We start from the raw sequence: 12,337 nt of genomic DNA, 5'->3' as shown, positions 1-12,337 counted from the left end.
GCGGGAGATCCTGGCCCGCCTCGCGGACGTCGACCGGGACAACACCCGCTGGCTCGGCCAGTTGGTCAACCGGCAAGGTTGGCCGGGCCGGTCGCTGGTCGGAGAGGATGGCGCTGTAGCCGCGTGGCTGCTGGCCCAGCATGCCGATCAGGACCCGACGCTGCAGCGCCGCTGCCTCGACCTGATGCGAGCCGCACCGGAGACCGAGGTATCCCCGAGCCACATCGCGTATCTGACCGACCGCGTTCTGCTCGCCGAGGGCGAAAGCCAGGTCTACGGGACACAGATGACGATGGTCGACGGCGAGTACCGGCCCGAGAACCTGCGAGACCCCGACAGCGTCGACCAGCGACGCGCGGCCGTCGGCCTCGACACGATGGCCAAGCACCTGGAGCTGATGCGCGAGCCACCACCCGAAGACGCGTAGGCCGGACCGCGCCGCCCGCGGAAGGGTCGGGTAGCCGGAGGCGGCGTGCCGTGACGGCACCGATCAGGAGACAGGCTTGCAACCTGGATCAGCCGCGTTGCTGGCGCTGCGAGACCGAGTTCGCATCGGTAGAACGGCATAGGTCGCCGAAGACCAGCCAACAACGAGTAGCCAGCCATTCCTGGCGTGTTCGGTGGCGTTGCGCGACGAGCCGGCGTTGTTGAACGCCATGTCGAGGCGGCCGAAGGTTGCCACGGTCTGATCGACCATCGCCGCAACCTGCTCCTCGTCGGAGCTGCCGGTCAGCCGGCGGCGTGGACGGTGACGGTGGTTCCGTCGTCCAGGCCCGCGAGGACGCCGGCTGCTTCGGGTCGAGGCGACCCAGCCGTACCAAACCGTCGGCGTAGCTGGAGTCGCGGTAGAAGAGGGCGAGGTTGCCCCACGGTACGTAGTAGGTGATGTCACCGGCTGACCCCGCGGTCCCGCTAGGTGTGTCCTCGGTGGAGACGCCGCGGCAGGTCGCTGATCTTTTCGGTGGCGTGGAAATCGGTGACGGTGAGGGTGAGCGGCAGGGAGGCGAAGTCGCGGCCAGCGGCGGTGTCGTCGAGAGCGCCGTGCAGCGTGGTGTCGTCGACAACGAGTTCGATGTCCATGGATTCTCCGATGTCGTTCGACGCCCCCAAGGCCGGCGCCGGAGGTGTCTTCGGGTCGGGGGTGGTCGATGCCGCGGCCGGGTTGTTGCCGGGTGATTCGCGGGTCGAGGCGCCGCTGTCCTGCCCGCCGCAGGCTGCGGCGTGGTGGCGTCCATGTTCCGGTGGCGCTTACCGGGGGCGCGATCCGTCAGACGGCCGACCGGGCCTCGGCGAGCGGGATCACCCGCGCCGTGGCCGTCGCGGTAGCGACGGTCTCGCTGTCCCCGTTCAGGAGCGAGGCCTCGAGATACGCGAGGTCGCCGTCCCGGTGGGCCACCCTGCCCTTCCCGATCAATCGCCCCGGCCGCACCGGGCGCAGGAAGTGCACGCCGAGCTCGAGCGTCGACTGGAACTCGTCCGGCTCCAGCGTCGCTAGCAGCGCCGGCCCGACCACGTCGTAGAGCATCGCGGCGACGAACGCGCCGAGCACGTTGCCGGCCGGGTTCGTCCAGTCCTCGACCGCCTGGAACGACAGGTCGATCGTGCCGGCGTCGGGGTCGACCGCGACGATCTCCAGCCCGAGCGTCTGCGCGGCCGGCGGCATCGGCGCCCGGCCCTCGACGCCATCCCAGAACAGTCGGTGGTTGGTCTGACCACGCAGCTGCGCGGCGTAGGCCAGCAAGGATGCCCGCCTCCTTCGTGCAGCGCGATCACCTCAAATCCGGTGTTTCGAGTGCTCCCCTCTACCATCTGCAGGTGCCCGTCTCCGATGATCTCGATGCGTTCGAGTACCTGGACACCTCGACGTTGCCGCCGCGTCAGCAGCAGATCTTGGTCGTGATCCGGGACTGGGTGGTCCGGTACGGGTATGCGCCGAGCACGCGCGAGATCGGTGATGCCGTCGGGCTGCGGTCACCGTCGTCGGTGTCGAAGCACGTGGCGAGTCTGGAGGAGAAGGGTTTCCTCCGGCGTGGCACGGCGATGTGCCGACCGATCGACGTGCGCGTCTTCCTGCAGGAGCCCCAGGCGCGGGGGGCCGCCGACGACTCGGTGTCCGTGCCCGTGGTCGGCGATATCGCTGCGGGGGCTCCGATCGTGGCCGAGGAGCACGTCGATGACTTTCTGACGCTGCCCCGCGAGCTCGCCGGGCGCGGCAACGTCTTCGCTCTGCGTGTCCGCGGTGACTCGATGATCGACGCTGCGATCTGCGACGGCGATACCGTCGTGGTGCGCCAGCAGTCCGAGGCCCATTCGGGGCAGATCGTCGCCGCGATGATCGATGGCGAGGCCACGGTGAAGGTGTTCCGTCGCCGCAACGGACACGTTTACCTCGAGCCGCGCAACCCGGCTTACGACGTCATCGATGGTGACGAGTCCGTTGTGCTGGGCGTCATCGTCTCGGTGTTGCGCAGCGTCTGAAACGGAGCCTGCCGCCGGATCATGCGCATGGACCCGCATGAGCCGGGCGGGGAGTCTGTGAAACAGGCGCCGGCAACGGAGCGCGCGGCGGATCATCGCTTCTTGCGCGACCGTAGCGATAGTTCCACGGTGGACCGGTGCGTCATCGCCGTGCGCGAGGGCAGAACCCCTTCGCCAAGGCAGGGACTCACCCATCAGACTGCGGATCGCGGTGCGGGAGAGCCGGGGCAACATCGAGGTGTCCGTCGAACGAGGGGAAGACCAACTTGGTCATGTGGCTGGAGCGTCAGGTGAGCGCGGCGGCCACCAGGGCGGCGGTCCTCGCGACCAGCGGGTTGTCTGTCGGCCCGTTGGGGTCGTATTTGGTCGACAGCACGGCCAGCGTGATCGGTGACCGGTTCGGGGGCCAGGCGACGCCCACGTCGTTGGCGACCCCGTACTGCTGCCCGCCGCCGGTCTTGTCCGCCACGATCCAGTCCGGGGGAAGACCGGCGCGGAAACGCTCGCCGTTGGTCGTGTTCGCCACCAGCCAGCTGTTCAGCCGCTTCCGGTCCTCGGGTGCGAGCGCGTCACCGACGGTGAGGCGCTCGAAGGTCTCCCCGATCGCACGGGGGCTGGTGGTGTCCTCCTCACGCCATGTTCCGCCGAGTTCAGGGCGGGCTCCCACCGGTCGAGCCGGGTCGTCGGGTCCTGGATCGAGCGGCAGAAGCGGGTGATGGCGGTTGGGCCTCCCAGCTCGCGGAGCAGGAGGTTTCCCGCGGCGTTGTCGCTGTGGCTGACGGTGGCGGCGCACAGTTGCTCGACGGTCATGCCCTTACGGCCACGGCGGCGAGCGCCTTGAACACCGAGCACATCGGGAAGCGCTCGTTCGCCCGGTACAGCGCCGTCCGGTCCGTGGCCGTGTTGCGGGCGAACACTCCCAGCCGGGCGGAGTACTCCTGTCCGAGCCCGCTGAGCTGGCTGGAGATCCCCTCTGCGCCGGTTGTCGAAGCGGATGCCCTGCCGCCGGTGGACAAGACGGTGGCCAGGGCTGCCCCGGAGCCGAGGGCCAGTACCGCGCGGCGGGACGGGCGTGCTCCTGTGCTTGCCAAGATCGTTCTTCCTTCTCCGGCAGAGATGACGTTGTTGCAGACGTGCGAGGGGCCGAAACGTTCCACGCGCGGCAGGGATTGGGGGCGTGGGCGAGGCCACGGCAGCCACGATGACCCGCTCATCCTGCAAAGTTTCTCGGCGCCTGAGCGCATGGGTCGCTCCATTCGGGGAACCGACACCCCACCGGACCGCGAGGTGGAGGTGTCGTACATGACCGCGACCCAGGAACAGGACGTAGTGACCATGCTGGTCGAGCAGCACCACCAGGTTAGGAACCTGTTCGGCGAGCTGAATACCGCGACCGGCGACCGGAAGAGAGAGTTGTTCGAAGACCTCGTCCGGCTGCTCGCGGTGCACGAGACCGCCGAGGAGGAGGTCGTGCACCCCATCGCACGCCGCAAGATCGACGGCGGTGAGCAGGTGGTCGAGACCCGGCTGCAGGAGGAGGACCAGGCCAAGCGGGCGCTCGGCGAGCTCTACGACCTCGGCGTGGACAATCCGGAGTTCGACAACAAGCTGGTCCCGTTCGAGCAGGCCGTCGAACAGCACGCCACCCGCGAGGAGAGCGAGGAGTTCGCCCGGCTGCGTGCGAGCCTGTCGGCCGAAGAGCTGCAACGCATGGGCGGGGCGGTGCGCGCTGCTCAGGCGATGGCGCCGACCCGACCGCACCCTGACAGCCCCGAGTCGGCCGCGGGAAACCTGCTGGTCGGTCCTCCGCTGACCATCTTCGACCGGGTTCGCGATGCCGTGCGCGACTGGATGAAGGAACACAAATCCGGCTGATGTCGCGGAAGCGATTCATCCGGGCCGGGAGATGGCTCCCGGCCCGGCCGTAAAGCTCACTGATGGTGCCAGTGCACGCCGACGATCGAGTTCCGGTGACACCCTTTCCACAATGGACGGTGAGTGTGCCGGGGCCACGCCCGCGGCGGCAGCCCGATCGCCGGCGTGGCCAGGGTGCACGGGAGCCTCGAGACCACCCGCCCCGAACCGGGAACGATCACCACGGCGACTCTCGTCTGCCACGGTGCAGCGGATCCGCACGTCCCGCTCACCCACGTCGCCCGCTTCCCCGGCGAGATGAACCACGCCGAGCCGGACTGGCAACTGATCATCTACGGCGGAGCCCGGGACGGGTTCACCCACGACGTCCCCTCCAGTACCCAGGTGCCGGGAGCGGAATCTCAATGGATTTCGGGATGCCTCACCGGGCCGTCGGCGCTGAGCGGGTACCACGCACAGGGTTTGGTCGTTAGCTGCATCCGGCATCGGAAAGATCACTCCCGAAGGCACCCGACACGGCGATGTCGCCGAACGGAAGCGGGGAGACCGTTGAGGTCGGATGGCGCAAGGAACGTCCGCCGCCGGGCGCGTCGACACCCGCACGGCGGTGCACCTCGAGCTCCGATAGCGCCCTACCCGGGGTCGGCGCCTGATCGCCATGTCGATCTGCTCCTGGCTTCTCTGCCCACGGTCTCTGGTGAGCTGCGAATTCGCGGTGCGGTCCCTGCTCCCGGGCGAGGCCGAGTCCGGGTAACGCGCGGTCCTCGTCCATTAGGACGGTATTGCACGCCGCCGAACTGGCTACCGCCTGCCGGACGAGCTCCGTCAATCACCTCACCGGGGTGAGGAGGAGATCCCGGCGTCACGTCACTCTGCAACAAGCCGGATTGGGCGGTGAGGCTATGCCCCTCGCAGAGCGAGTGTTGATCGCAGTGCCGAATTCAGCTTGTCACAGCGGCTGCGGATCGACGGGGACAGCTCCTGGAGATCGCCGCCCCGGCGGATGCGAGGCCTGTGATCGCCGGCTCATGCGTCGTCGCCGCAGTCGAGAGCCGGCCCAGCCGCAGGTCGGAGCGCCGGCCGAAGGGTACGAGAGGGAGTGCGTCAGCGATTTCGGGATGACTACCGCCGCACCTGCGGCACAGGCGCTGACCGGTCCCGGTCAAGAGCTGTACCTGAGCGAGCGGAAGGACCCGTCCGACAACCCGTGGCCCGAGAAGGAGCACATCGATGACAACCACCCAAGCTGCAACACCAACCCGCACCCGCGACCAGCTCCGCCCGTGCGCCTGGACGAACCGCTCCACCGTGGAGGAGGTAGGAGGCCTCGAGCATCCCGGCACGGGGCTGGATCCGGGTGAAAACGGCCGGCCCCAGGCACCTTCACCCGCCCCCGTTGGGGCACCGGGGCGCGGGGATGCCGAGCCGGGAAGGACCGCGCCCGCCAGTCCGCCGCGATGGAGGGGGCGCACGATGAAGGCCGCCATCACCGCGGGCTGTCTGCTCGGAGTCGCGGTCCTCCTGGTCGGCGGTGGGGTGGCCGCAGCGCAGACCACCTCACCGGCACCGCCCGGCGGTGGCGGAACCGCGGCTCAGCTGTCCGAGCAGGACCGGGCGTTCATGATGGAGAACGCCCAGACCAACCTGGCCGAGATCTCGACCGGGCAGCTCGCGATTCAGCGTGCGAGCAGCCCGAGTACCAAGCAGACCGCTCAGACCGTGGTGAGCGATCATCAACAGGCGCTCGCCCAGCTGCGCGACATCGCGCAGCGCTACTCCGTGACACTGCCGGACTCGCCGAATCCCACGCAGCAGCAGCTGGCCCGACAGCTGCAGTCGCTGACCGGGCTCGCCTTCGACCGCACCTTGCTACCGGCCTGGATCGGTGGCCACCAGCAGGCGATCGCGCAGGCCCAGCAGGAGATCGCCTCGGGCACCAACGCCGATGTCCAGCAGTACGCCCGCGGCTTCCTGCCGGTCGCCCAGAAGCACCTGCAGATGGCGCAGAGCGACCTGCAGCAGCTCGGTGGCGCTGCCCCGGGCGGGGTGAACGCCGGCACGGGCGGGGCGGCTGCGCCGTGGGCCTCCCGGGGGCTGCTCGGCGGACTGCTCGGCGGCGGTTCGCTGCTGGTCGCTGCGGCCCTCCTGCTCCTTCGGCGACGCCGGGCGTGACCGCGGCCGGCGGCCCGGGATGCGTCGGACGTACTCGCGGCTGCCCTGGCTGGTCCTGCTGGCCGGGTTGGCCATGATCGCCACCGGACTGGTGGGTTGGTGGGGTGAGGCCGTGGCGACGCCCCAGCGCGGTGCGATTCCGCCGGCGGCACTGGCCGCACCCGCCGCGGGGACCGCGGCGCCGCCTGAGGTCCCGCTCGAGACCCCGCAGGAGCTGCGACTGCCGTCGTTGAACATCGCCGCACCGGTGGTGCCGGTCGACGTCGGGGCCGGCCGAGCCCTGTCCGTTCCCGACGACCCGCACGTGCTCGGATGGTGGCGCGGCGGCGCCCGACCCGGCGGTGGCCAGGGCACCGTCGTCATCGACGGCCACGTCGACAGTGCCCGCGGCGGGCCGGGCGCCCTGTTCGGCCTGCGCGAGCTACGCCCCGGTGACCGGGTGCAGCTACGCACCGACCATGGCACGCACGACTACCTGGTCCGCGCGCTGCGCAGCTTCCGCAAGATCTCGCTGCCGCCGGAGGTGTTCAGCACCGAGGGCCAGCCGCGCCTGGTTCTGATCACCTGTGGCGGGACCTTCGACCAGCACACTCGCGAGTACACCGACAACCTCGTGGCCTACGCCGTACCCGCCTGACCGATGATGGGCGGCGCGACCACGTGTCGCCGCCTGAATGATTCGGCGCGGTAGGACACGGCCGCCGCGGAGGCGCGATCAGCATCGACGACCTCGAGCGCGACCGCGACGGCTACGACGGCTGCCTGGACCGGGCGCAGCTCGACACACTGATCCACATCCTGCGGCGCGGACTACCGCCAGACCTGTGCTGAGCTGCCAGCCCAGATCCACAAGCCGACCGGTCACCCTCGACGGCGCGAGGTCTACAGGCTGAGCCCGGCTGGTCAGGCGCGGTTGGGGTGAGCCAGGTGGCCGACCAGCGGGCCTGCGCGTAGATCGCGTCGACGGCGTGCGGGTCCAGGCGGGCAGTCATGGAGCGCAGGGTGTGCAGCAGCCGTCCGGCGGTCACCACCGACACCCCGTCGAGGACCAGCTTTGCGCGGTGGTGGTGGGTGCTCGGTGTTGATCGTGACCACCCCGGGCGGCCCGATCAGGACGTGGTCGATGTCGGTGCGTCCGTCCCCAACCGGGACCGAGTGCAGCACCCGCCACGCCGGCGGCTTACGACGCGGCCACGGGATCAGCGAAACCGGGTTCAACTCGACCAGGAGCTCGGCGACGGCGAACTCGCCATCCGCCCCGACCCGCCACGACCGATCCGCCCCCGCGCCCTCACTGACACGACGGCGGGTGGCCTCATGGGTAATGCTGGTCTCCGGCACGTTCCGGCCAGATCCACACCCCGAACGTCGGGCTCATGGGGGCTGCCGGCCGGCAGCTGTGTGTCCCCCACCTATTCGAGTGTGCGCCGCGACCCCGACAAATCGCGACGTCTCGAACACGGGACCAATTGCCTCGCCGCAGGCACCCGATATCCGGAAGGACGATCGGACGGTCCGCTCGGCTCGTCGGGCCCGCCGGAATCTGCAACGGGCCGAAGGTTCGGGAATCCGGCCGGTCCCCGGCCCGTCCGCGCGGGCGGCTGGGCGCCGGTGGCCCGAAGGGCCGCCCGGCCCACCCGCCGCCAGGTTCATCGACACTGTTCAGCGAGTCGATCGACACTGGTCAGCGAGGTCGGGAGGGGCGATCCTCGGCGCCACGGTACGACCGGATCCTGGAGGACCGAGATGAACGGCCAGGCTCTCGCGGCTCCCGCCGAACGGACACACCTCGTCGTGTTCGGCAACGCCGACCCACTTCCCGCGTGGGTCGAGCGCTGGGACGACCACGTGGGCCGTCGGCAGGTCGGACCGTCGCAGACGCGGCGCGGTCCTTCGGCGGTGCCCGACGCGGGCGGCGACCTGCAGGCGGTCACACGATCGGCCGCAAGCGCGACGGTGCTCGTCCTCCCGCACGCCGCCGTAGCGCCGCGCCGGATCGTCGTCGCGGTACAGAACCTGCCGGCCGACGACCCGGTCCTGCGCGCGGCCGCCGACGCCGCCCGCACACTCGGTGCGCCCGTCCTCGTCGTCCATGCGGTACCCACCTCCTTCGGCGAGCGCAGCATCGGACTAGCGGAAGCGGTCGGACGTGGCGAGGAACTGCTCGCGCTCGGAGCCCAGACGGTGAGCCGACGCTGCCCGACCGCGCTCGTGCGCCGGTTGCTCTTCCGGGAGTGGCCGCACGAAGCCGTCACGCACGCCCGCGAGACCGATCTGCTGATCCTCGGCGGTCCGCACCGCGGAACCCGCCCGGGTCTGGGCCTCACCGCGCAGGCCGCCGTGCTGCACGCCCCCGGCTCCGTGCTACTGGTGCCGCGTTCGGGCTGAACCCCGGCTTCCGCGCAGCGTTCACCCCGCAGATCCTCCGGCCGGTGAAACAGGCCCCTCGGCACCGGCGCCTATGCCGCCCTGTGGGGACGGTGGCGTCATGCAGCGCTGCCGAGCTCGACGAGGGACAGCCATCCTCCCGCAAGGCTGACCAGCAACTTGGCGCCGAAACAGCTGCACGCGCCGTGGCGGTGACGCGCCGACGAACGATCGGGGCCGTCGTTGCGCCGCCGTATCACGCCGATACCGGGCGCGCTCCTCAGCGCTGACGGCCTTGATTCCGAGGCCGACGGCAGTGGCTCCGAGGCGAAGCCTCGGGAACTCGTGACCCGAACGACGGAGGCGTGCGATGGTGCGGATCGGTACATGGAACCTGGAGAACCTCTTCCGACCCGGTGACCCGAACGGCCCGCAGGACACCGCCACCTACAAGGCCAAACTCCAGGCCCTCGCCGCGACGATCACCACCATCGAGCCGGACGTCCTCGCTGTGCAGGAGATCGGCAACCGCGACGCCCTCACCGACCTCGTCATCGAGCTCGGCGACGGCTGGAATGTGGAGACGGCCTCGGTCGACCGGGGCAGTTCCCACCCGATCCGAGTCGGATTCCTGTCCCGGCTGCCGCTGACCGAGGTCACCGAGTACCGCGACTTCCCGACCGGGCTCGACCCGATCCAGATCGAGGACACCGGCCCCCAGGTGTCGACCATGGGGCGGCCCGCGCTTGGCGCGAGGATCGACCTCGCCGGCACTCCGGTCGACATCCTGACCTGCCACCTGAAGTCGAAGCTGCTCTCCTTCCCGCCCGGCCCCCGGTTCGACACCCAGGATGAAGGCGAGCGGGCGCGCTACGGCGTCTACGCCCTGGCTCGCCGCGCCGCCGAAGCGGCCACCGTCCGCGCCGCCGCGACCAGCCTGCTCGACGGCCACGGCCAGGACCGCCGTCTGATCGTGCTCGGCGACCTCAATGACGGACCCGACGCCGCCACCACTCAGATCCTCTATGGCCCACCCGGCTCGGAGATCGGCACCGCCGGGTTCGACCAGGCCGACCGCGGCGACGGGCAACGCCTGTGGAACCTGGCCCCCCGCATCCCCGAAGGCCAGCGGTTCAGCCGCATCTACCACGGGCGAGGCGAACTCATCGACCACATCCTGGTCAGCCTCGCCCTCGTCGGCACAGTCGCCGACGGCGCCGTGCACACCGACGGCGCCGGGCCCACCCCCTCCATCACCGACCAGCCCGCCGAACGCCGCAACGCCGCGGGCTCCGACCACCGCCCCGTCATCGCCCAGTTCGGCCTCTGACCAAGACACCGAACCGGTGCGCGTGCCGGGCGGCGCCGAGGTCGCGGTGCACATCGGTGGTGGGTCCCCCGTCCAGCTCGACGCCCCCGGCCGGTGGTCTGGGTGGTGGTGCCGGTGATGTCGTGCCCGCAGTGGGCATTCGGCGGCCCGTGGGTCGCGGCGGCGCTGGTGCCGGCTCGACGCTGTACCCGAACGGCAGCGGCACGAGGGCTCCTCCTCCACCAGCGGCGGAGGGGCGCGACTCCCCGGGCTCCAGCCGACGGCGCCGCGCGGGCCAGGTCATCGCGCCACAGCGCGGCGCCGGTCAGCGCTCGGCCCGCATCGGGAGCTCCCCGTCTCGATCAGGCCCGGGATCACGACCGTCGTCAGAGCGTGAACGGACCCCCGGCTCGCTCCCGTCAGCAGATGATGTTGGTGTCGAAGCCCTGGGCGTCGGTGTACTGGACCATCGCCGTTCTGGCCCCGGTGAAGCTCGTGGCACACGCCGTGAGCGCGGTGGTGCTGTTGCCGGACGTCGCGATCCAGAGCGGCAGAGCATGCAGCGCGTACTTCGCGGCGAACTCCTTGCGCCATGCGGCCTTGTAGGAGGCCGCCGACGAGCCGGTGTACCCGCCGGTGATTCGCTTCCACTGGGACGCTGTGGAGTACAGCCCGATCCTGGTCACGCCGTGGCTGCGCAGGTAGTCGTACATGCCCTGCAACATGGCGGTGTTCGACACCCCGTCGCCGTTCCAGGCGTTTTGCGTCTCCACGTCGAGCCACCAGTGCAGGCCGACGACTGCGCTGTCAACGGTCCTTGCCCGGGCGAGGGTGTCGGCGCCCGCGTGCCAGCCGTAGTCGTAGGCGCAACCCGGATCCGTCCTAGACCTGCTGTCGGCGCACAGCGCCGGGTCCTTCGCGCCGGTCGCGGGCCAGTGGAACGCGCTGCGCGGCGCGGGGTTGGCGGTGTTCACATAGACCGAGGCACCCGAGGGTGTGGCCGCGGCCCAGCGGTACTGACGGGTCAGACACGGGTTGACGGAGAACGGGCGTCCGTTGTTGATGCCGACGATGCCGAAGGTGCCGTCGGTCGGCAGCGCACCGTTGCACTGCGGGTAGGAGATGTCGTGGCCGAAGACGGGCGTGCCGGCGGCCCATGCTGTCGACATCGTCACGGCGGTGGTCAGCGTCGTCAGTGCCGCCAGCACGACCACTCTCACCCAGATGGCCGTTGCGCGGGAGACCTTATCTGCGGTTCCGAGTACCGGCCGCGGCCACGGTGGGAATTCGGTGCACGACGTTGTCCGGCGGTGGGCTCGACGCAAACAGTTGATCACCGAAAGGCACCCTTCACGTCATGCACGCGCAACGAAAGAGAGGACGCGGTTGCTACCGGGGTCTATCGCGATAGAGCACCAAATGTAACGCGAGTACACCCTTGACTCAAGGAAGTCGGCGCCCCCAAAGCTGGAGTTTTTTCGATCCGCCGGTGAGTGCCTCCACATCGCTTCCGGCCCAACCGATCGGCGTCCGAGTGCCCCCGCATCTGCGCCCCGTCGCCGGCCCCGGTCCGTGGGTCATCGTGCGCGCCGGCGCCGAAGCCCCGGTGAGCCAATGGGTGCCGACCGCAGTCCGGTATCGGGAAATCGCTGCGGCGTTCCGCGCCCTGTTCCGCATTCCACCGGGAATATGGAATGCAGCAGATGCTGCGCTGGGCTGACTGGGGTTTCGACGGTATCCGCGACGACATGCTCAACTATGTGGTCGAGCATCCCGGGCAGTCGGATGGTACTAATCCTCACGACACTGGATACTGAAGAAAACCCGCTCCGCGGGGCGCAGCGACAGTACCCGGGCACTTACAGGGCTATCGGCACTCGGAGACCTGGGCAAACCCGGATCGTCATGCCAGAAGTCATGCCAGTGGACGGCGCCCCGATGCACCTGCCTCGTAACGCCGAGACTGTCGCCCATGACTTCGCTCAACTGCTTCGTCTGACCCGAACCCCCGGGGGAGGTCCCTACTCGAACGAGGGGGCCGGCTCCGCCGGCTCGGGTGTGCACACCATGGAGCCGCAGCGCCCGAAGGACCACCGTTGTCGCCAGACGCAGAGAGCGAAACGAGGCGGTCACAAT

At 69.9% G+C, this 12,337-nt stretch carries 14 protein-coding genes and 2 pseudogenes; 9 read left to right on the top strand and 7 right to left on the bottom strand.

Annotation, left to right across the window (positions count from 1 at the left end):
- The coding region (locus JWP64_RS03870) for a DUF6624 domain-containing protein (protein WP_297492328.1) at nt 1–427 on the top strand (427 nt) is incomplete at its 5' end.
- 63 nt (nt 428–490) lie between these two features.
- Here JWP64_RS03870 and JWP64_RS03865 read toward each other — a convergent pair.
- From JWP64_RS03865 to JWP64_RS03855, 3 genes and pseudogenes are all read right to left on the bottom strand, one after another.
- Nucleotides 491–697, bottom strand: a complete 207-nt coding sequence (locus tag JWP64_RS03865; RefSeq protein ID WP_297492326.1) for a hypothetical protein — start codon at nt 695–697, stop codon at nt 491–493.
- A gap of 157 nt (nt 698–854) precedes the next feature.
- Nucleotides 855–1,080, bottom strand: a pseudogene (locus tag JWP64_RS03860) (cyclophilin-like fold protein); the annotation flags it as partial.
- A gap of 187 nt (nt 1,081–1,267) precedes the next feature.
- On the bottom strand, nt 1,268–1,741 hold the full coding sequence (locus JWP64_RS03855) for a PaaI family thioesterase (protein ID WP_297492322.1): 474 nt from the start codon (nt 1,739–1,741) through the stop codon (nt 1,268–1,270).
- Between the two features lie 74 nt (nt 1,742–1,815).
- On the opposite strand from JWP64_RS03855, the gene lexA reads away from it, so the two are divergent.
- On the top strand, nt 1,816–2,478 hold the full coding sequence (gene lexA / locus JWP64_RS03850) for a transcriptional repressor LexA (RefSeq protein ID WP_297492330.1): 663 nt from the start codon (nt 1,816–1,818) through the stop codon (nt 2,476–2,478).
- Between the two features lie 286 nt (nt 2,479–2,764).
- Here lexA and JWP64_RS03845 read toward each other — a convergent pair.
- Together JWP64_RS03845 and JWP64_RS03840 are read right to left on the bottom strand one after the other, a co-directional pair.
- A pseudogene (locus JWP64_RS03845) lies at nt 2,765–3,288 on the bottom strand (serine hydrolase).
- Nucleotides 3,285–3,569, bottom strand: a complete 285-nt coding sequence (locus JWP64_RS03840) for a serine hydrolase (RefSeq protein WP_297492318.1) — start codon at nt 3,567–3,569, stop codon at nt 3,285–3,287. The pseudogene JWP64_RS03845 and the gene JWP64_RS03840 overlap by 4 nt, the downstream one beginning before the upstream one ends.
- A 211-nt stretch (nt 3,570–3,780) precedes the next feature.
- Between JWP64_RS03840 and JWP64_RS03835 the strand changes: the two genes are divergently transcribed.
- From JWP64_RS03835 to JWP64_RS03825, 4 genes are all read left to right on the top strand, one after another.
- Entirely contained in the window at nt 3,781–4,353 is a 573-nt protein-coding gene (locus tag JWP64_RS03835) for a hemerythrin domain-containing protein (protein ID WP_297492316.1), read from the top strand.
- 123 nt (nt 4,354–4,476) lie between these two features.
- On the top strand, nt 4,477–5,199 hold the full coding sequence (locus JWP64_RS31370) for a dienelactone hydrolase family protein (RefSeq protein ID WP_366889348.1): 723 nt from the start codon (nt 4,477–4,479) through the stop codon (nt 5,197–5,199).
- A gap of 627 nt (nt 5,200–5,826) precedes the next feature.
- Entirely contained in the window at nt 5,827–6,525 is a 699-nt protein-coding gene (locus JWP64_RS03830; protein ID WP_297492314.1) for a DUF4142 domain-containing protein, read from the top strand.
- Nucleotides 6,526–6,544: 19 nt separating this feature from the next.
- Nucleotides 6,545–7,162, top strand: coding sequence for a class F sortase (locus JWP64_RS03825; RefSeq protein WP_297492312.1), 618 nt, complete (start codon nt 6,545–6,547; stop codon nt 7,160–7,162).
- A 266-nt stretch (nt 7,163–7,428) separates the two neighbouring features.
- Here the strand turns inward: JWP64_RS03825 and JWP64_RS31365 are convergent, their stop codons facing one another.
- Entirely contained in the window at nt 7,429–7,866 is a 438-nt protein-coding gene (locus JWP64_RS31365; protein WP_366889345.1) for a nuclease-related domain-containing protein, read from the bottom strand.
- Between the two features lie 405 nt (nt 7,867–8,271).
- Here JWP64_RS31365 and JWP64_RS03820 point away from each other — a divergent pair, with 405 nt between their 5' ends.
- Nucleotides 8,272–8,913, top strand: a complete 642-nt coding sequence (locus tag JWP64_RS03820) for a universal stress protein (RefSeq protein WP_297492310.1) — start codon at nt 8,272–8,274, stop codon at nt 8,911–8,913.
- A gap of 349 nt (nt 8,914–9,262) precedes the next feature.
- Nucleotides 9,263–10,222, top strand: coding sequence for an endonuclease/exonuclease/phosphatase family protein (locus tag JWP64_RS03815; RefSeq protein WP_297492308.1), 960 nt, complete (start codon nt 9,263–9,265; stop codon nt 10,220–10,222).
- A 398-nt stretch (nt 10,223–10,620) separates the two neighbouring features.
- Here the strand turns inward: JWP64_RS03815 and JWP64_RS03810 are convergent, their stop codons facing one another.
- Nucleotides 10,621–11,421, bottom strand: a complete 801-nt coding sequence (locus JWP64_RS03810; RefSeq protein ID WP_297492306.1) for a hypothetical protein — start codon at nt 11,419–11,421, stop codon at nt 10,621–10,623.
- A 474-nt stretch (nt 11,422–11,895) separates the two neighbouring features.
- On the opposite strand from JWP64_RS03810, the gene JWP64_RS03805 reads away from it, so the two are divergent.
- Nucleotides 11,896–12,018, top strand: coding sequence for a hypothetical protein (locus JWP64_RS03805; protein ID WP_297492305.1), 123 nt, complete (start codon nt 11,896–11,898; stop codon nt 12,016–12,018).
- The last annotated feature ends 319 nt before the right edge of the window (nt 12,019–12,337 follow it).

Source organism: Pseudonocardia sp., from assembly GCF_025465255.1.
Classification (GTDB): Bacteria; Actinomycetota; Actinomycetes; order Mycobacteriales; family Pseudonocardiaceae; genus Pseudonocardia.
This window is presented reverse-complemented; position numbering and strand designations above follow the sequence as displayed.